The organism is Streptomyces actuosus, from assembly GCF_016921115.1.
GTDB lineage: Bacteria > Actinomycetota > Actinomycetes > Streptomycetales > Streptomycetaceae > Streptomyces > Streptomyces actuosus_A.
In genome coordinates, this window is sequence record NZ_JAFFZS010000046.1 from 1 (window position 1) to 21,189 (window position 21,189).

General features: G+C 72.5%; 17 protein-coding genes. 13 read left to right on the forward strand and 4 right to left on the reverse strand.

What is annotated here, in order from left to right; genetic code table 11:
* Positions 1-642: 642 nt before the first annotated feature.
* On the reverse strand, positions 643-3,039 hold the full coding sequence (locus tag JS756_RS32495) for a bifunctional SulP family inorganic anion transporter/carbonic anhydrase (RefSeq protein WP_438817364.1): 2,397 nt from the start codon (positions 3,037-3,039) through the stop codon (positions 643-645).
* Between the two features lie 451 nt (positions 3,040-3,490).
* On the opposite strand from JS756_RS32495, the gene JS756_RS32500 reads away from it, so the two are divergent.
* On the forward strand, positions 3,491-4,759 hold the full coding sequence (locus JS756_RS32500) for a polysaccharide deacetylase family protein (protein WP_205386860.1): 1,269 nt from the start codon (positions 3,491-3,493) through the stop codon (positions 4,757-4,759).
* A gap of 26 nt (positions 4,760-4,785) precedes the next feature.
* On the opposite strand, the gene JS756_RS32505 is transcribed toward JS756_RS32500, so the two are convergent.
* The gene (locus JS756_RS32505) at positions 4,786-5,766 is read right to left on the reverse strand and encodes an ATP-binding protein (RefSeq protein WP_205386861.1); all 981 of its coding nucleotides are present in this window, start codon (positions 5,764-5,766) and stop codon (positions 4,786-4,788) included.
* Positions 5,767-5,867: 101 nt separating this feature from the next.
* Between JS756_RS32505 and JS756_RS32510 the strand changes: the two genes are divergently transcribed.
* A complete protein-coding gene (locus JS756_RS32510; protein WP_205386862.1) occupies positions 5,868-6,692 on the forward strand; it encodes a Fic family protein in 825 nt (274 codons plus the stop codon).
* Between the two features lie 449 nt (positions 6,693-7,141).
* On the opposite strand, the gene JS756_RS32515 is transcribed toward JS756_RS32510, so the two are convergent.
* Positions 7,142-7,975, reverse strand: coding sequence for an HAD family hydrolase (locus tag JS756_RS32515; RefSeq protein WP_205386863.1), 834 nt, complete (start codon positions 7,973-7,975; stop codon positions 7,142-7,144).
* A gap of 583 nt (positions 7,976-8,558) precedes the next feature.
* On the opposite strand from JS756_RS32515, the gene ssd reads away from it, so the two are divergent.
* The 7 genes from ssd (at position 8,559) to JS756_RS32550 (ending at position 14,255) form a co-directional block, all read left to right on the forward strand.
* Positions 8,559-9,662: a septum site-determining protein Ssd gene (gene ssd, locus JS756_RS32520; RefSeq protein WP_205386864.1), complete on the forward strand. Its 1,104-nt coding sequence runs from the start codon at positions 8,559-8,561 to the stop codon at positions 9,660-9,662.
* Positions 9,659-10,906 (forward strand): TadA family conjugal transfer-associated ATPase, encoded by a 1,248-nt coding sequence (locus JS756_RS32525; RefSeq protein ID WP_240204706.1) that lies wholly within the window; start codon positions 9,659-9,661, stop codon positions 10,904-10,906. Before ssd ends, JS756_RS32525 begins: the two co-directional genes overlap by 4 nt.
* A gap of 142 nt (positions 10,907-11,048) precedes the next feature.
* Entirely contained in the window at positions 11,049-11,870 is an 822-nt protein-coding gene (locus JS756_RS32530; RefSeq protein ID WP_205386886.1) for a type II secretion system F family protein, read from the forward strand.
* A 19-nt stretch (positions 11,871-11,889) separates the two neighbouring features.
* Complete coding sequence (locus JS756_RS32535; protein WP_205386865.1) at positions 11,890-12,681, forward strand: type II secretion system F family protein; 792 nt, start codon at positions 11,890-11,892, stop codon at positions 12,679-12,681.
* A gap of 449 nt (positions 12,682-13,130) precedes the next feature.
* On the forward strand, positions 13,131-13,340 hold the full coding sequence (locus JS756_RS32540; protein ID WP_205386887.1) for a DUF4244 domain-containing protein: 210 nt from the start codon (positions 13,131-13,133) through the stop codon (positions 13,338-13,340).
* A gap of 124 nt (positions 13,341-13,464) precedes the next feature.
* Positions 13,465-13,818, forward strand: a complete 354-nt coding sequence (locus JS756_RS32545) for a TadE family type IV pilus minor pilin (RefSeq protein WP_205386888.1) — start codon at positions 13,465-13,467, stop codon at positions 13,816-13,818.
* Positions 13,815-14,255 (forward strand): Rv3654c family TadE-like protein, encoded by a 441-nt coding sequence (locus JS756_RS32550; RefSeq protein WP_205386866.1) that lies wholly within the window; start codon positions 13,815-13,817, stop codon positions 14,253-14,255. The genes JS756_RS32545 and JS756_RS32550 overlap by 4 nt, the downstream gene beginning before the upstream one ends.
* Here the strand turns inward: JS756_RS32550 and JS756_RS32555 are convergent.
* Complete coding sequence (locus JS756_RS32555) at positions 14,146-16,674, reverse strand: DEAD/DEAH box helicase (protein ID WP_205386867.1); 2,529 nt, start codon at positions 16,672-16,674, stop codon at positions 14,146-14,148. The two genes, JS756_RS32550 and JS756_RS32555, sit on opposite strands and share 110 nt — an antisense overlap.
* An 81-nt stretch (positions 16,675-16,755) precedes the next feature.
* Between JS756_RS32555 and bldG the strand changes: the two genes are divergently transcribed.
* The 4 genes from bldG (at position 16,756) to JS756_RS32575 (ending at position 21,189) form a co-directional block, all read left to right on the forward strand.
* Positions 16,756-17,097, forward strand: coding sequence for an anti-sigma factor antagonist BldG (gene bldG / locus JS756_RS32560; RefSeq protein ID WP_009189842.1), 342 nt, complete (start codon positions 16,756-16,758; stop codon positions 17,095-17,097).
* A gap of 107 nt (positions 17,098-17,204) precedes the next feature.
* Positions 17,205-17,639, forward strand: a complete 435-nt coding sequence (locus JS756_RS32565; RefSeq protein ID WP_205386868.1) for an ATP-binding protein — start codon at positions 17,205-17,207, stop codon at positions 17,637-17,639.
* A 342-nt stretch (positions 17,640-17,981) separates the two neighbouring features.
* On the forward strand, positions 17,982-20,387 hold the full coding sequence (locus JS756_RS32570; protein ID WP_205386869.1) for a sodium-translocating pyrophosphatase: 2,406 nt from the start codon (positions 17,982-17,984) through the stop codon (positions 20,385-20,387).
* A gap of 202 nt (positions 20,388-20,589) precedes the next feature.
* Positions 20,590-21,189, forward strand: coding sequence for a small secreted protein (locus JS756_RS32575; protein WP_205386870.1), 600 nt, complete (start codon positions 20,590-20,592; stop codon positions 21,187-21,189).

Here is a 21,189-nt window from a genome sequence, read left to right on the forward strand (position 1 = left end):
GGTCAGCCCTGGCCCGTTCGTACGCCTCTGCCGTGACGTTGGCGTGCGCCGCCAGGTCAGCCGGCGGCGCGAAGCGTCGCTCCTCCTTGAGAAGGTTGGCCAGGCTCTCGTTGCTCACGACATCTCCCTTTCCCGGGGTGTCCGTTGTGTCCCAGGCCACAGCTCATCAGACCCGAGGGGCCGATGACAAGGGTCGACGGAAAATTGGTTTAGACCTATGGGGCGCGTTCCTCGGAGCGGGCACCTCCGAGGTCGCCCCTGGTCATCCGTACCCACGGACCGGGCGGCGCGCGAGTTCACCGCATGTAGCGCGCTTCACACTCCAGCTGTCCGGGCGAGAGGAGGCGGTGCGGGGCGACCAAGCGGTACGAGGGCGGCCGGGGGCGCACGGGCGGGGCAGGTGGGGCGCGGGAGTCAGGGGGCGTTCGGTCCGGTGCGCGACGAGATCGGCCGGTGAAGGGGCGGCGGCCGCCTGCTCGGCGCGTGCGACCGGGATGGGCCGCGGGGTGGGCGGGACTCCGCCCACCCCGCGGCGTGCGCAAGCCGGGCAGCCGTCACGGGTGCGCGTCACGGGCGCGTACCCGTGACGCGTCCCCGCCGTGCAGGGGGCGTACCCGTGCACGGCGGGGGCCGGGCCGTCGGTCAGGCCGGCAGGTCCACCTCCCGCACGTGGTCGAACACCCTGTCCTCGTCCGCTCCGGCCAGCAGATAGGCCTGCGCCTCACCCACGTGGAAGTACATCCCGTGCAGCTCCAGCGCCCCCTCGCGCAGCGCCCGCGCCACCGACTCGTGGGCGCGCAGGTGCTCCAACTGCTCGATCACGTTGATCAGGCACAGCTGCTCCACCGCGTCAGCGGGCCGCCGGCCCGCGAGCCGGGCCCACGGCCTGCTGTCGTCGGCCATGCGCTCCAGACTCGGCAGCCCGTGCCGCAGCCACCGCTTCAGCGGCGTTCGGGCGCCGCCCGGTTCGGAGTTCAGCAGGGCCTGCATGGCCCCGCACCCGGAGTGCCCGCAGATCGTGATGGACCGCACCTGCAGCACGTCGACGGCGTACTCGATCGCTGCGGCCACCGAGTCGTCGCCGCTCTCCGCGCCGGGCAGCGGCACCAGGTTGCCCACGTTGCGCACCACGAAGAGGTCTCCCGGGCCACTGGAGGTGATCATCGAGGTGACCACACGGGAGTCTGCGCAGGTGAGGAAGAGCTGGGTCGGCCGCTGCCCCTCCCGGGCCAGCCGCGCGAGCTCGCCGCGCACCAGAGGTGCGGTGTTGCGCTGGAAAGCGCTGATGCCGCGTACCAGTTGGTGCTCACCCGGCTCGGGGACGGCGGAGGCGGCGCCGGGGCCGTCCTGCCGCCCCTCCGCGCCGGCGCCCGAGCGCTGCCCGGCCCGGGTGCCGGCGGACGGGCGCTCGCACTGGTGGTTGCGCCAGGGCGTCCAGGGGCGGCAGCGGCAACCCGCCGACGCGAGCGGTCCGGCGGGGTCGGTGCCGTGCGCCGACGGGGGCGGGTCCTCCGGGTGGGCGCCGGAGTCGGCGACGGCGGCCTCGGTCCTGGGCTCGGACGCGTCGCCGATGGCCGGGGGCTCGGACAGGTCCTCCGGTTCGCCGATCCGGACTCCGGCGCGGCGACCGGTCAGCTCGACCGTTCCGCCCTGCGCGATGTGCGTCTTCTGCCAGTCCTGCAGCGCCTCGTACGCCGCGTGGTCCATGAACGACCCGCTCAACTCCACGACGACATCGGCGCCCTGGGGGACGAGATGCAGGGCCCGGCTCAGCCGCGGCACCGCCAGGAACGTCAACTGGCCTCTCACCTGTACATGGTGGGTCCCTTCCTGCTCGTCATGGGTGATCCGGGTGCGGGTGAGGCGGTGCAGGGCGGTGGCGACGGCCACGGCGATCCCCAGGGCCACACCCTGCAGCACACCGAGGACGACCACGCCGAGGGTGGTGACGGCGTACACCAGCACCTCGCGGTGGCGGGTCACCGTGCGGATGTGGTTCAGGGACACCATCCGGATGCCGACGGCCATCACCAGGGCGGCGAGGGAGGCGAGCGGGATGAGCTCCAGGGCCGGGACCATCAGCAGAGCGGCCACCACTACGAGAACGCCGTGCAGCATCGTGGAGTTCCGGCTGACGGCACCGGCGTTCACATTCGCCGTACTGCGCACGGCCACGCCCGCGACCGGCAGTCCGCCGAGCGTGCCGGAGACGATGTTGGCGGCGCCCTGGCCGAGCAGTTCGCGGTTCAGGTCGGAGCGGTGGATGTGCAGACCGGGGCCGGGGCGGGAGGCGACCAGCTTGTCCACGGCGATCGCGCCGAGCAGCGACTGCACGCTGCAGACCAGCGTCGTGGTCAGCACGGCGGCGGCGAGGCCGAGCGCCGGGCCCTCGGGCAGGCCGGCCAGCGCGTGGTTGCGCCAGGAGGGCAGATCCACCTTGGGCAGGCTGAGCCCGGTGAGGGCCGCGGTCGCGGTGGCGCCGGCGACGGCGACGAGTGGGGCCGGAACCTTCCGCAGCACCTGCCCGGTCCGGCCCGGCAGGCGCGGCCAGAGCAGCAGCAGGGCCAGGGTCAGCACGCTGACGGCCACCGACGCGGGCGCAAGATGGGCCAACTGGGCGGGCAGGGCCCGAAGGTTGGAGAGGACGGAGCTCTGGGGGCTGCCGCCGAGGACGATGTGCAACTGAGCCACGGCGATGGTGACGCCGATGCCGGCGAGCATGCCGTGCACGATGGCGGGGCTCACGGCGAGCGCGGTGCGCGCCACCCGGAGGCAGCCCAGGCCGATCTGGGCGAGTCCGGCGAGCACCGTGATGGCGCACGTCGTGCGCCAGCCGTAGCGCTGGATCAGGTCGGCGGTGACGACGGTGAGACCGGCGGCGGGGCCGCTGACCTGCAGCGCGCTGCCGCCGATCCGGCCGGCGACCAGGCCCCCGACCGCGGCGGCGACGAGGCCGGCCTGCAGGGGCGCGCCGGTCGCCAGGGCGATACCGAGGGACAGGGGGAGGGCGATCAGGAAGACCGCGATCGAGGCGGACACGTCGGCCCCTGCGGGCCGGAAGCGGCGTCGCGGGACGGGGGGCGGGCTGTGCGGCGGGTGGGTGCGGTGGGTGTGCGTCGAGTCGGAAGCGCGAGTGGGGGTGCAGGCGGACATGTTCCCGTCTCCTCCGGGGCGGCGCGGTCGCGGAACTGGTGGGCCCCCGTTCGATGGCGGGGGCGGGTCGCGGCCGTGGGTCACGGCGTGCAGCGGCGGGATGGATCAACATTCGGTAAACGGATCGTAATGCAGAGTAAAGGCAAATTCGGAACTGTCTGGGCAAATGGGGTAAGAAGCCACTCACGTGAGTGAAGTGAGCTGTTGATCGGCTTGTCGTACAAATTGCTTCCCTGGCCCGTGCGACCTTGGCGGCGCTGTCGGCACGTCCCGGCACATCACCGACAAGACGCCTTGATCGGCGTTGGCCTCGACAGAAGGAAGAAGGTGGGCGGACATGGCCGCCACCGCAAGGATCGTCGCAGGCGCCGTGGTCGCTGCGACCCTGGCCGCATCGCTGGCGGGTTGCGCGACGGGAACCGGTGGACCCCGCGACACCGGGTCAGGCGCCCCGGGCGCGCCGAAGGTGAAGCAGGCCCCGGCACCGAAGAGCGCGGTCCGGCTGATCGGAGACGGATCGACGGCGTTCACCGGGGCGCAGCCGCATCTGCCGACGCCGAAGCGGATGAAGCCGGGTCAGAAGCCGCCGCAGTTCGTCGTGTTCTCCTGGGACGGCGCCGGGGAGGACAGCCAGAAGCTGTTCTCCCACTTCCGCGAGGTCGCCAAGGACAACCACGCGACGATGACGTACTTCCTCAGCGGCGTGTACATGCTCCCGGAGAGCAAGCGCGACCTCTACCGGCCCCCGCAGCACTCGCCCGGCCGCTCCGACATCGGCTTCAACGACCAGCAGGGCATCACCGACACCGTCAAGCAGCTGAGGCTGGCCTGGATCGAGGGCAACGAGATCGGTACCCACTTCAACGGTCACTTCTGCGGCAAGAACGGTGGCGTCGGCGAGTGGTCCGTCGAGGAGTGGAAGGACGAGATCAACCAGGCCAAGCAGTTCGTCAGGACCTGGAAGACCAACACGGGCGTGAAGAACGCCGCGCCGCTGCCCTTCGACTACGACAAGGAGCTCATCGGCGCCCGCACCCCGTGCCTGGAAGGCCGGAAGAACTTCATGAAGGCCGCGCGCGAGCTCGGCTTCCGGTACGACTCCAGCGGCGTCAACAACCAGGTCTGGCCAGGGAGGAAGGAAGGCCTGTGGGACCTGTCGATGCAGCTCGTGCCCTTCCCCGGGCACTCCTACGAGCAGCTGACGATGGACTACAACTTCATGGTCAACCAGTCCGGCACCGCCACCCAGGGCGACCCCGCCAAGCGGGAGTTCTGGGGCGATCAGATGCGGGACGGCCTGCTCGACGGGTTCCGGCGGGCCTATGACGGCAACCGGGCGCCGCTGATCATCGGCAACCACTTCGAGTCCTGGAACGGCGGCACCTACATGCGCGCCGTCGAGGAGGTCGTCCAGACCGTCTGCAACAAGCCCGACGTGCGCTGCGTCTCCTTCCGGCAGCTCGCCGACTGGCTGGACGCCCAGGACCCGCAGGCCCTGGCCAAGCTGCGGACCCTGCAGGTCGGCGAGGCCCCCGAGCAGGGCTGGGCGTCCTTCCTGTCGGCTGCCCCGGCCCCGAAGGGGGTGCCCGGGGTGGTGGCCCGGTAGCGGCAACACGCCCTACGGGACAGCCCTCAGGCGGGGGTGGTGACGCTCTCGCCCAGCACGAAGCCCGGGTCGACCTGCGCCGCCAGGTCGGCCCCGGTGCGCTCGTTGCCCCAGGAGTGGGCGTTCTTCAGATGGAAGTGGACCATCTGGCGCGTGTAGCGCTCCCAGTCGCGCCGCTCGTAGCTCGCGTCGGCGGCCGTCTGCAGCTGTCGCAGGGCGTGGCGGTTGGCGTCCTCCAGGAGTGCGAAACGGGGCGGGCGACCCTTCTCCATGGCCCGCACCCAGTCCGAGTGACCGACGGCCACCAGCAGGTCGTCCCCGACCTCGGCGCGCAGGAAGTCGAGGTCGTCCCGGCCCTGCACCTTGTTGCCGACGACCTTCAGCGTCACGCCGAAGTCGCGGGCGTACTCCTTGTACTGGCGATAGACGGACACTCCCTTCCGGGTCGGCTCGGCGACGAGGAACGTGATGTCGAAACGGGTGAACATGCCGGAGGCGAAGGAGTCCGAGCCGGCCGTCATGTCGACCACGACGTACTCGTCACGGCCGTCCACCAGGTGGTTCAGGCACAGCTCCACCGCTCCCGTCTTGGAGTGGTAGCAGGCGACCCCCAGGTCGGCGTCGGTGAAGGGACCGGTGACCATCAAACGGACGGTGTCGCCGTCGAGTTCCACCGGCCGGGCGCAGACGTCGTAGACCGGGTTGTTCTCCCTCACCCGCAGCAGCCGGGAGCCGTCGCCGGGCGGCGTCGTCTTGATCATCGTGTCCGCGGAGGCGATGCGCGGATTGGAACCGCGGAGGTATTCCTTGATCAGCGGCAGTCGTTCGCCCAGCGCGGGCAGTTCGGCGGCCTCGGACTCGTCCAGGCCCAGTGCGGCGCCCAGATGCTGGTTGATGTCGGCGTCGACCGCGATCACGGGCGCGCCTGTGGCCGCGAGGTGGCGGATGAAGAGGGACGACAGGGTGGTCTTGCCGCTGCCGCCCTTCCCGACGAAAGCAATTTTCATGTTCACGAAGCGTAGTCGCCTCGTCGCCGTGGGTGGCGAGAAGGCGTGAAGAAGACCACTCCTTCGTGGGGCGCGGGCTCGGGGTGCGTACTGTCGTACCCATGAGTACGACAGGCGCGACCGCCGATCCGCTCGCGGCCCTGGGCTCCCTGCCCGGCGTGGCCGAATCCGTGGAGTCCGTGCGCAAGGCCGTGGACCGGGTCTACGGGCACCGGATCATGCGGCGCCGCAGCAACGAGATCACCTCCGAGGCCGCGCTGCGCGGCGCGCGCGGCTCCGCGGCGCTCTCCGGTGCCGACTGGGCCCTGGAAGAGGTGCGGCGACGTTCCGACTTCGGTGGCGACGGGGAGGCGCGCGTGATGGGCGCGGCGCTCCGGCTGACCGCGGAGGCCGGCCAGCTGCTGTCCATCTGGCGGCAGTCACCCCTCAGGGTGCTGGCCCGGCTGCACCTGGTGGCGGCGGCGACCCAGGGGGAGGAGGTCGGGCGCCCCCGTCGGGCGGGTGAGCCGGTCGACGAGCCGCTGGTCGAGCTGCCGCTGCCCGATGCGCAGGAGGTCTCCGGACGGCTGGAGGGGCTGGCGGAGCTGATCGTCGCGGGCAGTTCCGCCCCGGCGCCGGTGACGGCGGCGGTCGTGCACGGAGAGTTGATGGCCCTGCGCCCGTTCACCTCGCACAACGGTCTGGTCGCGCGGACGGCCGAGCGCATCGTCCTGGTCGGCAGCGGCCTCGACCCCAAGTCGATCTGCCCCGCCGAGGCCGGACACGCCGAACTGGGCCGTGCCGCCTACCTGGCGGCTCTGGACGGCTACGTCTCCGGGACCCCGGAAGGGATGGCGGCCTGGATCGCCCACTGCGGGCGGGCCGTCGAGCTGGGTGCGCGGGAGTCGACGGCGGTCTGCGAGGCCCTGCAGCGCGGAGCGGCCTGACGCGCCCCTGCTTCCTGGCAGTGCCTCGCTCGTCGGGGGTGCCCGGCTTGCCGGCGGGGCCGGAACTGGAGCGAGCCCCCGCGATGGGGCGCAAAGGGTTGCGGCGGTACGAGTCCTCGTACCGCCGCTGGCACGTTCACCGGGTTACCAGGCGTCCTCGATATCTACCCATCAGGTCGGGGACTTTGCCCGAAACCTGGTGCGGCTGGCCCGTAATCGACGGGTCGACGTCGCGTGGGTGCCCGATGTCCGTGCGCGGTCCGTGGGGCCACATGCGCTGTGAAGGTGATCCTCGCGGATGTCCTTGGTCTCGCGGGCCGTTGACTCCTTTGTACTCCAGGCCCCCCGCAAGCGGAAGCCTGGACCGCACTTCTTTACTTTTGCCGTCAAACGGGAGCTCATCCGGTACAAGCATCCCGAAAACGTTCGTTTCGATGTGGACGTGCAGGTCACAGCTGCGGAGCGCGGCGTCGGCTCGCGTACCAGACGAGGCCGGCCGTGGCCGCTGCCGCGCCTATCGCGACCGCCGCGACGAGTGCCGGGCGCGACGGCACCGACAGGCCCGGGATGCGCTTCTTGAGCCGGACCGGGCGGTGGAAGTCGAGAATCGGCCATTCGCGTGTCAACGCCTCCCGGCGCAGCGCGCGATCCGGGTTGACGGCGTGCGGATGGCCGACGGACTCCAGCATCGGAAGGTCGGTCACCGAGTCGCTGTAGGCATAGCAGCGGGCGAGGTCGTATCCCTCGGACGCGGCCAGTTCCTTGATGGCGTCCGCCTTGGTCGGGCCGTAGGCGTAGTACTCCACCTCCCCGGTGAAACAGCCGTCGTCGCCGACCACCATGCGGGTGGCGACGACCCGGTCCGCGCCGAGGAGTTCGCCGATCGGTTCGACCACCTCCGCGCCCGACGTGGACACGATCACGACGTCCCGTCCGGCCGTGTGGTGCTCCTCGATGAGGGAGGCGGCCTCGTCGTAGATGATGGGGTCGATCAGGTCGTGAAGGGTCTCCGCGACGAGTTCCTTCACTTGTTGCACGTTCCAGCCGCGGCACAGCGCGGACAGGTACTCGCGCATGCGCTCCATCTGGTCGTGGTCGGCGCCGCCCGCCAGGAAGACGAACTGCGCATATGCGGTCCGTAGGACGGCTCGGCGGTTGATCAGTCCGCCCTGGTAGAACGACTTGCTGAAGGTGAGCGTGCTCGACTTCGCAATGACCGTCTTGTCCAGGTCAAAGAAGGCCGCTGTGCGGGGCAAGGAGTGGTTTTCCACGACCCCGAGCATAGGTGCAGCCCATTCGGCGTAAGGTGGGCGCGTGGGTTTGCCTGAGAGGCCTCTCGGGTACACCATGGAAGTCACGGATCGTTCGCGACCGTGCTAACCCGGTCCGACTCCTCCCCCCCCGAGTCGGCCGTGGAGACGACCCCCGCTCTCCCCCCCGGCGGGGGTCGTCGCATGTCCGGGCGGGTTTTCCTGCGTGCGTCGTGGCTGTCGCCCCGCACTGTCCCCAGGGTGTGGACCACTCGACCTCTCCCATGATTCGTCGCTCTCCGTAGTTGATGGGCTGCTCTACGGAAGTTGTACGCGCACCTGTGCGGGCGTCACCGGTATGGGTGATGACGATATTCACAGTCGTTGAGTTGTCCACAGTTTTCGACCAAGATCCACACGATTTCCGGGACCGCCGCACCGTGATTCCCACGCGTCGTCGGGTCCGCGCCGAGTTCTCGGCCGGATCCGATTGCCGGATACGTATGGCCGGATTCCGTCGGCCGTTCATATGGAGGCCGCTTGCCGGTTCTTCACACGTTTGGGAATCGCGGGGCCCCAGGGGCTGCGCGACACGCAGCGAAGGGGGAAGGAAACCGTGTCAGGAACCGTCACACACGACCCGCCGCCGGCCACCGGAGGACGTCAGGCACGCCCGCTGATCGTCACCGAGGACCCCGGACTTCTCGACGACCTGCTCCGGCTGTGCGCGGCGGCCGGGGCCACACCCGAGGTCCACCACGCCCTGCCGGAAGCCGGGGGCAACTGGGAGACCGCCCCGCTCGTCCTGGTCGGCGACGACGCCGCCCGCCGGGTGCGCGGCGCCGCCCGCCGCCGCGGCGTGGTCCTGGTCGGCCGCGACCAGGACGACTCCGGTGTGTGGAAACGCGCCGTCGAGATCGGCGCCGACCACGTCCTGATGCTCCCCGACGGGGAGCAGTGGCTCGTCGACCGCATCGCCGACGTCGCCGAGGGCGCCGGCCGGCCCGCCCTCACCGTCGGCGTCATCGGTGGACGCGGCGGCGCCGGGGCCTCCACGCTCGCGTGCGCGCTCGCCGTCACCTCCGCCCGCGAGGGGCTGCGCACCCTGCTCGTGGACGCCGACCCACTCGGCGGCGGACTCGACGTCCTGCTGGGCGGCGAGACGGCCGAGGGGCTGCGCTGGCCCGCGTTCGCCGCGTCCCGCGGGCGGGTCGGCGGCGGCGCCCTGGAGGAATCACTGCCCGAACTGCACTCCCTGCGGGTCCTCAGCTGGGACCGCGGCGACCGCGTCGCCGTGCCTCCCCAGGCCGTCCGCGCGGTGCTCGCCGCCGCTCGCCGACGCGGCGGCACGGTCGTCGTCGACCTGCCGCGCCGCATCGACGAAGGCGTCGCCGAGGTCCTCGCCCAACTCGACCTCGGGCTCCTCGTCGTCCCCGCCGAACTGCGCGGCGTCGCCGCGGCCGACCGCGTCGCCCGCGCCGTCGCCATGGTCCTGCGCGACCTGCGGGTCGCCGTGCGCGGCCCCTACGCGCCGGGGCTCGACGAACGCGAGGTGGCCCGGCTGCTGAGCCTGCCCCTGGCCGGAGAAGTGCCCGTGGAACCGGCGCTGCTGCGCCCGCGCGAGGGCACGTCCACGCCGGGCGCGGCACCGCGCGGACCGCTCGCCCGGTTCTGCAGGGAGTTCTGGGAGCGGGCGCTGGTCGAGGCGGGCGGCTCATGACCGGCCCCGCTCCCGACACCCGCCCCGAACTGCTCGACGGCGTGCGGCGATGGCTGGCCGCGAGCGGCGCCGAACCCACCCCCGCGCGCGTGGCGCAGGCGCTGCGCGAACAGGGACGCGTCCTCGGCGACGCCGAGGTCCTCGTCGCCGCCGAACGCCTCCGCTCCGAACTGGTCGGCAGCGGGCCGCTGGAGCCGCTGCTCGCCGATCCGTCGGTCACCGACGTCCTGGTGAGCGCCCCGGACCGGGTCTGGGTCGACCGCGGCGGAGGCCTGGAACGGGCACCGGTCCGCTTCCCCGACGCCGCGGCCGTACGGCGGCTCGCCCAGCGCCTGGCCGCGGTCGCCGGACGCCGGCTGGACGACGCCCGGCCCTGGGCCGACGCCCGGCTGCCCGACGGCACCCGGCTGCACGCCGTGCTGCCCCCGGTCGCGGTCGGCTGCGCCTGCCTGTCGCTGCGGGTGGTGCGCCCCCGCGCGTTCACCCTCCAGGAACTCGTCGAGGCGGGCACGGTGCCGCCGGGAGGGGACCGCGTGCTGCGCGCCCTGGTCGAGGCGCGGCTGTCGTTCCTGATCAGCGGCGGCACCGGCAGCGGCAAGACGACACTGCTGAGCGCGCTGCTGGGACTCGTCGGACCTGGGGAGCGGATCGTGCTCGCCGAGGACTCGGCGGAGTTGCGTCCCGACCATCCGCATGTCGTCCGGCTGGAGACCAGGCCCGCCAATCAGGAAGGGGCGGGCCTGGTCACCCTGGAGGACCTGGTCCGGCAGGCGCTGCGGATGCGACCGGACCGGCTGGTCGTCGGCGAGGTGCGCGGCCCGGAGGTCGTCCATCTGCTGGCGGCCCTGAACACCGGCCACGAGGGAGGCTGCGGGACGGTCCATGCCAACGCCGCCGCCGACGTGCCCGCGCGTCTGGAGGCGCTCGGCACGGCCGCCGGGCTCGACCGGGCCGCCCTGCACAGCCAGGTGGCCGCCGCCCTGTCGGTGGTGCTGCACCTCGTACGCGACCGGGCCGGGCGGCGGCGGATCGCCGAGGTGCACGTCCTGGAACGGGACCCCTCGGGCCTCGTCAGGACCGTGCCGGCGCTGCGGTGGGCCGAGGACGCGTTCGTGCCGCAGCGGGGCTGGGAGCGGCTGCGGGGGCTGCTCAGCGGCTCCGCCCTCCCTGAGGTGACCCCGCCGTGCGCCGAGCGGCGGCACGCGACCGACGCCCACGGACCCGGGGGTGAGCGGCGTGGGTGAGACGCTCCGGGAGCTGGCGGCAGGCGGCCTGGGCGCGCCGGTCTGGCGGCTGCGGGCGGGTGCCCTGGACGCGGCGCCGTGGCCCGCCGGGGCCGGCGTTGCGGCCCGGACGACGTGGGGTGCGGCCGTGGCCTGCCTGGGAATGGCCGCCTGGATGCTGGGCGGTGGAGGCTTCGGGGCCCGGCGGGCCCGGCTGCTGCCGGCGCGCGGCGGCGTGGTGGTGCCGGGGCCGCCCGGCTGGCAGGAACTGGCCGGCGAACTGCGGCGGATGCGCGGACGCTGGCGGCCCGAGTGGTGGTCGGCCGTCGGCGGGCTGGTGCTGGCGGTGCTCGGCGACTCGCTGCTGCCGGTCCTCGCGGGTGCCGCCGGGGTGCCCCTGCTGCGGCGGGTGCGGCGGGCCGCCGAGGCGCGACAGGCCCGGGAACGACGCACCGCCGCGGTCATCGCCCTGTGCGCCGCCCTGGCGGGGGAGGTGCGGGCCGGGCGGCAACCGGGCGAGGCCCTGCTGCACGCGGCGCGCGACTCCCGGGGGCTCGGGGAGGCACGGGCGGCGGTGCTGGCGGCGGCCCGGTTCGGCGGTGACGTCCCCACCGCGCTCGCACAGGCGGCACGGCAGCCCGGCGCCGGCGGCCTGCTGGGTATCGCGGCCTGCTGGCGGGTGGCCGTCGACCAGGGCGCCGGTCTGGCGGCCGGTCTCGACCGGCTCGAGTCCGCGCTGCGCGCCGAGCGGGACCAGCGTGCCGACCTCCGGGCCCAGCTGGCCGGGCCGCGCGCCACCGCGCTGCTGCTCGCCGGGCTGCCGGTCGTCGGCATCCTCCTCGGCCTCGCGCTGGGTGCCGACCCGCTGCACGTCCTGTTCCACACCCCGGCGGGACTGGGGTGTCTGCTCACGGGAGCGCTGCTGGAGGGGACCGGTCTGTGGTGGGCGCTGCGGATCGTTCGGCGGGCCGAGGACGTGACGTGAGGCGGAGGAGGTGGCGGACATGACCACGGACGTTGTCCACAGGCTGGGGGCGGCGGTGGGGATCGCGGTGGCCCTCGGGTGGCCGGCCCTGCGCTTGGAGGCGGCGCGGCGCAGACGGCGGACGCGGCGCCGGCTGGCCGCACTGCTCGGCCTGAGGCCCGCCCGCGCCGAGCGCCCCCGTCTCCCGGCGCGCGGTGCCGTGCGGCGGTGGCTGCCCGCCGTGGGTGTCGTGGGCGCCGGCTGGGTGTTCCTCGGCGGGCCCGCGGGTGTCGCGGTCGGCGTGGCGGGCGCCGCCGGACTGAGCTGGTGGCGTCGGCGCCGGGCGGCAACAGACGGCGCCGCGGGGAAGGCCGCCGCGGTGGAGGCGGCCCGCCGGCTTCCGCTCGCCGCCGATCTGCTGGCCGCGTGCATCTCCGCGGGTGCCGGTCCGGCGGTCGCAGCGCAGGCCGTGGGCGACGCTCTCGGCGGCCCGGTGGGCGATGCGCTGGCCCGCGGCGCGGCCGAGGTGCGGCTGGGCGGCGAACCGGCCGAGGCGTGGCGGCACCTGGCCGCCCTGCCCGGTGCCGGGGCGCTGGCCCGGCTGCTGGAGCGGGCCGACCTGACGGGCCTCCCCGCGGCCGGTCCGGTCGCCCGGCTCGCCGCGGATGCCCGCGCCGGCTGGACGCGCACCGCGACGGAACGCGCCCGCCGGGCGTCCGTCGCCGTCACAGCGCCGGTGGGGCTGTGCTTCCTGCCGGCGTTCCTCGCGGTCGGGATCCTGCCCGTGGTGATCGGCCTCGCGGGCGAGGTGCTGGGAGGGGGTGGCGGATGATGCGGGACGCGTGAACGGCACGGCGCCTCGATCACGGGCATGCCCCGGGCGGGCGAGGGGTGCCGGACGAGCAGTCGGCCGGCGGACGGTGTTGCCCGGACCCCCAGGGCCGGCCTTGGAACCGGTGAACGGGATCCGGCCGGCGAAGGCCACGTGGCCGAGGCCGACTCCGCTTCGGCTGCGGGCTTCGGACCGGCCGTCGGTCTTCCGGTCGGCCGTCGCCGTGTGACCGCCTCTCGGACGCGAACCGCCCCTGGACGGGGAGCGCGGCCGCACCCGGAGCGGCGTCGGACCGGCCCGCCCACCGCTCACCGGTCTCGGGTGTGAGCCGGACCCGGCTGTGAGCCGACCCGGCCATGGGGCTGACCCGATCGGCGTATCGGAATCACCAGATCGAAGACGGACAACGGACGGACAAGGAAACGGCGATGAACCTCACGGGGATCGAGATGGGCAAGGCGGTACGGGCGCGGTTGCGCGCGCTGATGGGCAGGCTGCGCGGGGCGCGGGGGGACGCGGGGATGGTCACCTCCGAGTACGCGATGGGACTGCTGGCGGCGGTGGGCTTCGCCGCCGTGCTGTACAAGGTGGTGACCAGCGGACCGGTCGGCGAGGCGCTGCAGGCCGTGGTGGATCGGGCGCTCGGTGCGCAGGTCTGAGCCCGGCCGGACCCGTGGGCGAGCTCCGGATCCGGTGCGCACCCAGGGCCCCGGGTACGGCCGGGCACCTGAGCACGCCCGGGACCCCTGGCGCACCACCGGCCGCGTGCACGCTCCGGATCCTGTGCGCCGCCGGGACGCGGGGTTCGTGACGGCCGAGTCGGCGATGGCGCTGCCCGTGCTGGTGCTGTTCGCGACGGGGCTCGTGTGGGGGCTGCTCGTGGTCGCCGCGCAGATCCGTTGCGTGGACGCCGCCCGCACGGGCGCCCGGGCGGCGGCCCGCCAGGACCCGCCCGAGGCGGTGCTCCGGGCGGCGCGCGACACGGCCCCGCCAGGTGCGCGGATCACCGTCACCCGGGACGGGGGCCAGGTCAGGGTGCTGGTCGTGGCAAGACCCCCGCTGCTGCACGGCCTCTCCCCCGAACTCCGCGAGGAGGCGGTGGCGTCGGCGGAGGAGGCGGTGGGGGACGGGCCATGAGGCGCCGCCCCCGTGCGGTGGCCCCGCGGTGGTCGGACCAAGGGTCCGCCACCGTCTGGAGCGTGGGCGCGATCGCCGTGCTGTGTGCGGTGTTCGGGGTGCTGCTCGCTCTGGGGCAGGCCGTCGTGACCCGGCATCGGGCCGCCGGCGGTGCCGATCTCGCCGCGCTCGCCGCCGCGGACCACTGGGCGGAGGGAGGCGCGGCGGCCTGCGCCCGGGCGGACCGTGTGGCGCGGGCCCAGAGGGCGCGGCTGGTGCGGTGTGTGATCGTGGGGGAGATCTCGGACGTGACGGTCGCGTCGGGACGGGGACCGTTCGCCGTGGAGGTCAGGGCGCGGGCGGGCCCTGCCGGGCCGGTTCCGGCGGGTTCGCCGTCGGTGCGGCCGCCGCCGGATCCCGCTGCTGCGGGGCGGGTGCGCCCCGCAGCAGGACCGTGAGCAGCCGTACGGCGCCCCTCTTGTGCAGCGGATCGTTGCCGTTGCCGCACTTGGGGGACTGGATGCAGGACGGGCAGCCGGCGTCGCACTCGCAGGAGGAGATGGCCTCGCGGGTGGCGGCCAGCCAGGCACGGGCGGTGTGGAAGGCACGCTCGGCGAATCCCGCACCGCCGGGATGGCCGTCGTACACGAAGACCGTCGGCAGGAGGGTGTCCGGGTGCAGGGGGACGGAGACGCCGCCGATGTCCCAGCGGTCGCAGGTCGCGAACAGCGGCAGCATGCCGATGGACGCGTGTTCGGCGGCGTGCAGCGCGCCGCCGAGGATCTCCGGGGGGATCCGGGCCTCGTCCAGTTGGTCCTCGGTGACCGTCCACCACACCGCGCGCGTGCGCAGCGTACGGGGAGGCAGGTCGAGCTTCGTCTCTCCCAGGACCTCGCCGGTGATCAGGCGCCGGCGGAGGAAGGAGACCACCTGGTTGGTGACCTCCACCGAGCCGTAGCACAGGCGGCCCTGGCCCCAGGGCACCTCGGTGTCCGTCTCCAGCACGGAGATGGACGTGGTGTCGCGGGCGACCGTGGAGTACGGCGGGGAAGCCTCCTCGACCAGGGCGACCGCGTCCTCCAGGTCCAGCGACCGCACCAGGTAGGTGCGGCCCTGGTGGAGGTGGACGGCGCCCTCGTGGACCGCGGTGTGGGCGGCGCCCTCGTCGACCGTGCCGAGCAGGCGTCCGGTGCCGGTCTCGACGATCTGCACCGGCCGGCCGCCCTCACCGCGGATGTCGGTCAGGTCGGCGGCCCGCTCTCGGCGCGTCCAGTGCCAGGCCTTCGTCCGGCGGCGCAGCAGCTTCGCCGACTCCAGCTGGGGCAGCAGTTCGGCGCAGGCCGGGCCGAACAGCTCCAGGTCGTCGTCGGTGAGCGGAACCTCCGCGGCGGCGGCGCACAGGTGTGGGGCGAGGACGTACGGGTTGTCGGGGTCGAGGACCGTGGATTCCACCGGTTGGTCGAACAGGGCCTCGGGATGATGGACGAGGAAGGTGTCCAGCGGGTCGTCACGGGCGACCAGGACGGCCAGCGCGCCCCCGCCGGAGCGTCCCGCGCGGCCGGCCTGCTGCCACAGGGAGGCCCGGGTGCCCGGGTAGCCGGCGATGAGGACGGCGTCCAGGCCGGACACGTCCACGCCGAGTTCCAGAGCGGTCGTCGCGGCGAGGCCCAGCAGTTCCCCGGAGTGCAGGGCGCGTTCCAGGGCGCGCCGCTCCTCGGGGAGGTATCCGCCGCGGTAGGCCGCGACACGCCGGGCCAGGGAGCGGTCGACCTCGGCGAGGCGCTCCTGCGCGATCACGGAGATCAGCTCGGCGCCGCGCCGTGAACGGACGAACGCGACGGTGCGCACACCCTGCACGGCGAGATCGGTGAGCAGGTCGGCGGTCTCGGCGGTGGCGGTGCGGCGGATCGGCGCGCCCTTCTCCCCGTGGAGTTCGGTGAGCGGTGGCTCCCACAGGGCGAACACCAGTTCACCACGGGGTGAGGCGTCGTCGGCCACCTCGACGACGGGGAGGCCGGTGAGACGGCGGGCGGCCACTGCGGGCTCTGCTGCGGTCGCGGAGGCGAGCAGGAAGACGGGGGAGGCGCCGTAGCGGGCGCACAGCCGGCGCAGGCGGCGAAGCACCTGGGCGACGTGGGAGCCGAAGACGCCGCGGTAGGTGTGGCACTCGTCGACGACGACGTACTTCAGCGCCTTCAGGAAGGAGGACCAGCGGGGGTGGGAGGGCAGGATGCCGCGGTGCAGCATGTCCGGGTTGGTCAGCACGTAGTTGCCGTACTGCCGGATCCACTCGCGCTCCTCGAACGGGGTGTCGCCGTCGTACACGGCCGGTCGAACCGATGTGCCCAGAGGGTGGGCGAGTTCCTTCACCGACCGGCGCTGGTCCGCCGCGAGCGCCTTGGTGGGGGCCAGGTACAGCGCGGTGGCGCCGCGGCCGTTGGGCGCCTCGGAGCCGTCCAGGAGGGCGGAGAGCACCGGGACGAGGTAGGCCAGGGACTTGCCGGAGGCGGTGCCCGTGGCGACGACCACCGAGTCGCCGTCCAGGGCGTGCTCGGCCGCCTGTGCCTGGTGGGCCCAGGGGTGGTCGATACCCGCCGACTGCACGGCGGCGACGACCTCGGCACGGATCCGGTCGGGCCAGACGGCATGGCGGCCCGCCCTCGGGGGCAAGTGCTCCGTATGAGTGATGCGCGAAGCCCGGCTGGGCCCGGAGGCGAGCCGGTCCAGGATCGTGCCCGGCGAGGGGCCGGAAGCGGTATCGGTCCGGGTCCGATCGGGTCGGTGATTCTTGGCCATCGGCATCGAGTGTGTCACTGGCGTGACGGACAATGGAGTCAAGGCGTCGTGCACGCCCGCCGGGAAGTGATTGAATGCCATCGCGGCTGGCGAACCGTCATCGGGGCAGCAAGCCGAAAGTCCCGAGGGACGACCGCTCGATAGCAAGGTGCTGGAGGATCCGTGGACCTGTCCCTGTCGACCCGTACCGTCGGCGATCGTACGGTCGTCGAGGTCGGTGGCGAAATCGACGTATATACCGCGCCAAAACTGCGCGAGCAGCTGGTCGAGCTGGTGAACGACGGGAATTTCCACCTCGTCGTCGACATGGAGGGCGTGGACTTCCTCGACTCCACCGGGCTCGGCGTGCTGGTCGGCGGTCTGAAGCGTGTACGAGCCCATGAGGGCTCCCTGCGCCTGGTCTGCAACCAGGAGCGCATTCTGAAGATCTTCCGCATCACCGGTCTGACCAAGGTGTTCCCGATTCACACCTCGGTCGACGAAGCGGTGGCGGCCACCGACTGACGACCCGCCCCGGGCCGCGGGCCCGGGGCGGCTGGACGACCCCGACGGGGACCGGGCCGTGCGCGGCCCGGCCCCCCGACAGCACGCCCGAGTTCCTAGGGGGATGCATGGCCACCGTTGAACTCCGCTTCAGCGCGCTGCCCGAGCACGTCAGGACCGCCCGACTGGTGGCGGCAGCGGTGGCGCGCAGGGCCGGGGTGGAGGAGGCCGTCCTCGACGAGGTCCGTCTCGCGGTCGGTGAGGCGTGCACCCGTGCCGTCGGGCTGCATCAGCTCAGTGACATCACGGAGCCGGTGAAGGTGCTGTTGATCGAGGAGGAGAAGCAGTTCTCCATCGAGGTCGGCGACCGGGCGCCGCACCAGGTGCCCGGAGAGTCGTCGGATGCCGGCGAAGGCTCCGACGCCGAGCCCGAGGAGGACGAGATGGGCTTGGCCGTCATCAGCGGGCTCGTCGACGACGTCGAGGTCTCCACTGGTGAGCACGGTGGGCTGATCCGGATGACCTGGCCGACCACACCGCCACCGGCGGCGGCGCACGCCTGACCGCCGCCACCGTCCGCAACACCCGAAGGGCCCCCTCGTGGGGCCCTTCGGCGTGTGCGGATGTTCGCGCCCGCACCTACAGTGGTGATCGGTGCACCACCTGTGAAGAACGTCGCCCGTCAGCCGGATGCCATCAACGAGCCGTAATGCCCGCGATGCATTTCGTGAATTCCTTCACGATCAGTCGCGGCAGCGGATCGTCTCCCCTGTCCCTCCACAACGCTTTCAGGGCATTACTGTACGTCGAGGCGAATTCTGTTTACCGCGCCCTGTTTTGATCAGGGTCGGGTACCTACAATCCCGTCCACATCTTGAGCTCAGCCCAAGCGTCAAGGAGGACGAATGGCGGGGCTTTCCACCTCAGAACAGTTGGGTCATCCCACAGCCCTCGCGGCTGCCGTACTGACCGACGACAACCGGGTGCTGGTGTCGGTGATCGCGGTCGTGGCGCTGGCCGCGCTCGTGGTCGCGGGCGTGCTGGTGCGCCAGGTGCTGGCGGCGGGCGAGGGCACCGACACCATGAAGAGGATCGCGGCAGCCGTCCAGGAGGGCGCCAACGCCTACCTGGCCCGGCAGCTGCGCACGCTCGGCGTATTCGCCGCCGTCGTGTTCTTCCTGCTCATGCTGCTACCTGCGGACGACTGGAATCAGCGCGCCGGCCGATCGGTGTTCTTCCTGATCGGCGCGGCATTCTCTGCGGCCACCGGCTATATCGGCATGCGGCTCGCCGTGCGCAGCAATGTGCGGGTCGCCGCGGCGGCGCGAGAAGCCACCCCGGCGGAGGGTGAGCCGGAAAAGGATCTCACCGCTGTCTCGCACAAAGCCATGAAGATCGCTTTTCGCACGGGCGGCGTCGTCGGCATGTTCACGGTGGGGCTGGGCCTGCTGGGCGCCTCCTGCGTGGTGCTGGTGTACGCGGCCGACGCGCCGAAGGTCCTGGAGGGGTTCGGTCTCGGCGCGGCCCTCATCGCGATGTTCATGAGGGTGGGCGGCGGCATCTTCACCAAAGCCGCCGACGTCGGCGCCGACCTGGTCGGCAAGGTCGAGCAGGGCATCCCGGAGGACGACCCGCGCAACGCCGCGACCATCGCCGACAACGTGGGCGACAACGTCGGCGACTGCGCCGGCATGGCCGCCGACCTGTTCGAGTCGTACGCGGTGACCCTGGTCGCCGCACTGATCCTCGGCAAGGCGGCGTTCGGCGACGCGGGACTCGCCTTTCCGCTGCTGGTGCCCGCCATCGGGGTGATCACCGCGATGATCGGCATCTTCGCGGTCGCCCCGCGGCGCGCCGACCGCAGCGGCATGACGGCGATCAACCGCGGCTTCTTCGTCTCCGCGGTGATCTCGCTCGCCCTGGTCGCGGTGGCCGTCTTCACCTATCTGCCCTCCTCGTACGCCGACCTCGACGGCGTCACCGACGCGGAGATCACGGCCAAGGGCGGCGATCCGCGGGTCCTCGCCATCGTGGCGGTGGCCATCGGCATCCTGCTGGCCGCGGTCATCCAGCAGCTGACCGGCTACTTCACGGAGACCACCCGGCGCCCGGTGAGGGACATCGGCAAGACGTCCCTCACCGGCCCCGCGACGGTCGTGCTGGCCGGCATCTCCGTGGGGCTCGAATCGGCCGTCTACACCGCGTTGCTGATCGGCCTGAGCGTGTACGGGGCGTTCCTGCTCGGCGGTACGTCGATCATGCTCGCGCTGTTCGCGGTGGCGCTGGCCGGCACCGGCCTGCTCACCACGGTCGGGGTGATCGTCGCCATGGACACCTTCGGCCCGGTCTCCGACAACGCGCAGGGCATCGCCGAGATGTCCGGGGACGTCGAGGGCGCGGGCGCGCAGGTGCTCACCAACCTGGACGCCGTCGGCAACACCACCAAGGCCATCACCAAGGGCATCGCCATCGCGACTGCCGTTCTGGCGGCGTCGGCGCTCTTCGGGTCGTACCGCGACGCCATCACCACCGGCGCGCGGGACGTCGGCGAGAAGCTCTCCGGTGAGGGCGCGCCGATGACCCTGATGATGGACATCTCGCAGCCCAACAACCTGGTCGGCCTCATCGCGGGCGCCGCGGTCGTCTTCCTCTTCTCCGGACTCGCCATCAACGCCGTGTCGCGGTCGGCGGGTTCCGTGGTGTTCGAGGTGCGGCGGCAGTTCCGCGAGAAGCCCGGGATCATGGACTACAGCGAGACGCCGGAGTACGGCAAGGTCGTCGACATCTGCACGAAGGACGCCCTGCGCGAGCTGGCCACCCCTGGTCTGCTCGCGGTGCTGGCGCCGATCTTCATCGGGTTCACGCTCGGTGTCGGCGCGCTCGGCTCCTACCTCGCGGGCGCCATCGGCACGGGCACGCTGATGGCGGTGTTCCTCGCCAACTCCGGCGGAGCCTGGGACAACGCCAAGAAGCTCGTCGAGGACGGGCACTACGGCGGCAAGGGCAGCGAGGCCCACGCGGCCACGGTGATCGGCGACACGGTCGGCGACCCCTTCAAGGACACCGCCGGTCCTGCCATCAACCCGCTGCTGAAGGTCATGAACCTGGTGTCGCTGCTGATCGCCCCGGCGGTGATCAAGTTCTCCTACGGCGCTGACAAGAGCGTCGGCATCCGGATCGTGATCGCGGTCCTCGCCTTCGTGGTGATCGCCGGCGCGGTGTACGTCTCCAAGCGACGCGGTATCGCGGTCGGCGACGAGAACGACACCGGCCGGTCGTCCAAGTCGGCCGACCCTGCGGTGGTTTCGTAGCGGTCGCAGGCCGGGATCGGCCAAGGGGCGGGCGGGCGGCGCGCGTTGCGTGCCGCCCGCCGTGCGAGGTGTGTGGGTCGCGTCTCACCCGTCCCGCCGTGAGCATTCTCTCACTTGGTGTAAATCATATTCATATGGACATTTCGCCCCTCCTTTCTCGGGAAGTCGCCGCATCGGCGTGTATGTTCCGGGGCCGAGAGCCATGGAAGGGACCGATCCGGTGAACAAGAAGCTCGCGGTCGCACTGTCCGGCGGTGCGGTACTCGCAGTGGCGCTGACGGGATGCAGCGGCGAGAAGGACAACAAGGAGCTCGACGCCTGGGCCGCGAAGGTCTGCGAGAGCGTGCCCGCGCAGCAGGCGAAGATCGAGGCCGCGTTCGACGCGCTCGGCAAGGCCGCCAAGGACGGACCGCCGCTGGAGCTCCAGAAGACCGACTCCCAGGCCTTCCAGGACCTCTCGGACGGCTTCAAGGCCCGGGCCGCCACCATCGGCAGCGCCGGTGCGCCTCCCGGCGTCGACGGCAGCGAGCGCAAGCAGCAGGACGCCGTCAAGAAGCTCACGGTCCTGTCGGCGTCCTACGCCGATCTGAAGAAGCAGGTCGACGCCCTCGACACCAAGGACCAGGGCAAGTTCGCCGCCGGGCTCGACGACGTCTCGGAGCGGATGAAGGAGGTGTCCGTGCAGTACAAGGGCGCGGTCACCGCCCTCCAGGCGCTGGAGGAGGGCGACGTCAAGCAGGCCGTGGCCAAGCAGCCCGGCTGCAAGAAGGCCACCGCGCCCTCGTCGGCGTCCAGCGGCTGA

Coding starts and splice junctions, on each gene's coding strand:
- JS756_RS32525 (WP_240204706.1), top strand. CDS start 9,659: ATGACCGGCCCCGCTCCCGACACCCGCCCCGAACTGCTCGACGGCGTG.
- JS756_RS32550 (WP_205386866.1), top strand. CDS start 13,815: ATGAGGCGCCGCCCCCGTGCGGTGGCCCCGCGGTGGTCGGACCAAGGG.
- JS756_RS32555 (WP_205386867.1), bottom strand. CDS start 16,674: ATGGCATTCAATCACTTCCCGGCGGGCGTGCACGACGCCTTGACTCCA.
- JS756_RS32535 (WP_205386865.1), top strand. CDS start 11,890: ATGACCACGGACGTTGTCCACAGGCTGGGGGCGGCGGTGGGGATCGCG.
- JS756_RS32570 (WP_205386869.1), top strand. CDS start 17,982: ATGGCGGGGCTTTCCACCTCAGAACAGTTGGGTCATCCCACAGCCCTC.
- JS756_RS32565 (WP_205386868.1), top strand. CDS start 17,205: ATGGCCACCGTTGAACTCCGCTTCAGCGCGCTGCCCGAGCACGTCAGG.
- JS756_RS32500 (WP_205386860.1), top strand. CDS start 3,491: ATGGCCGCCACCGCAAGGATCGTCGCAGGCGCCGTGGTCGCTGCGACC.
- JS756_RS32540 (WP_205386887.1), top strand. CDS start 13,131: ATGGGCAAGGCGGTACGGGCGCGGTTGCGCGCGCTGATGGGCAGGCTG.
- JS756_RS32575 (WP_205386870.1), top strand. CDS start 20,590: ATGGAAGGGACCGATCCGGTGAACAAGAAGCTCGCGGTCGCACTGTCC.
- JS756_RS32530 (WP_205386886.1), top strand. CDS start 11,049: ATGGCCGCCTGGATGCTGGGCGGTGGAGGCTTCGGGGCCCGGCGGGCC.
- JS756_RS32515 (WP_205386863.1), bottom strand. CDS start 7,975: ATGCTCGGGGTCGTGGAAAACCACTCCTTGCCCCGCACAGCGGCCTTC.
- JS756_RS32510 (WP_205386862.1), top strand. CDS start 5,868: ATGAGTACGACAGGCGCGACCGCCGATCCGCTCGCGGCCCTGGGCTCC.
- JS756_RS32505 (WP_205386861.1), bottom strand. CDS start 5,766: ATGAAAATTGCTTTCGTCGGGAAGGGCGGCAGCGGCAAGACCACCCTG.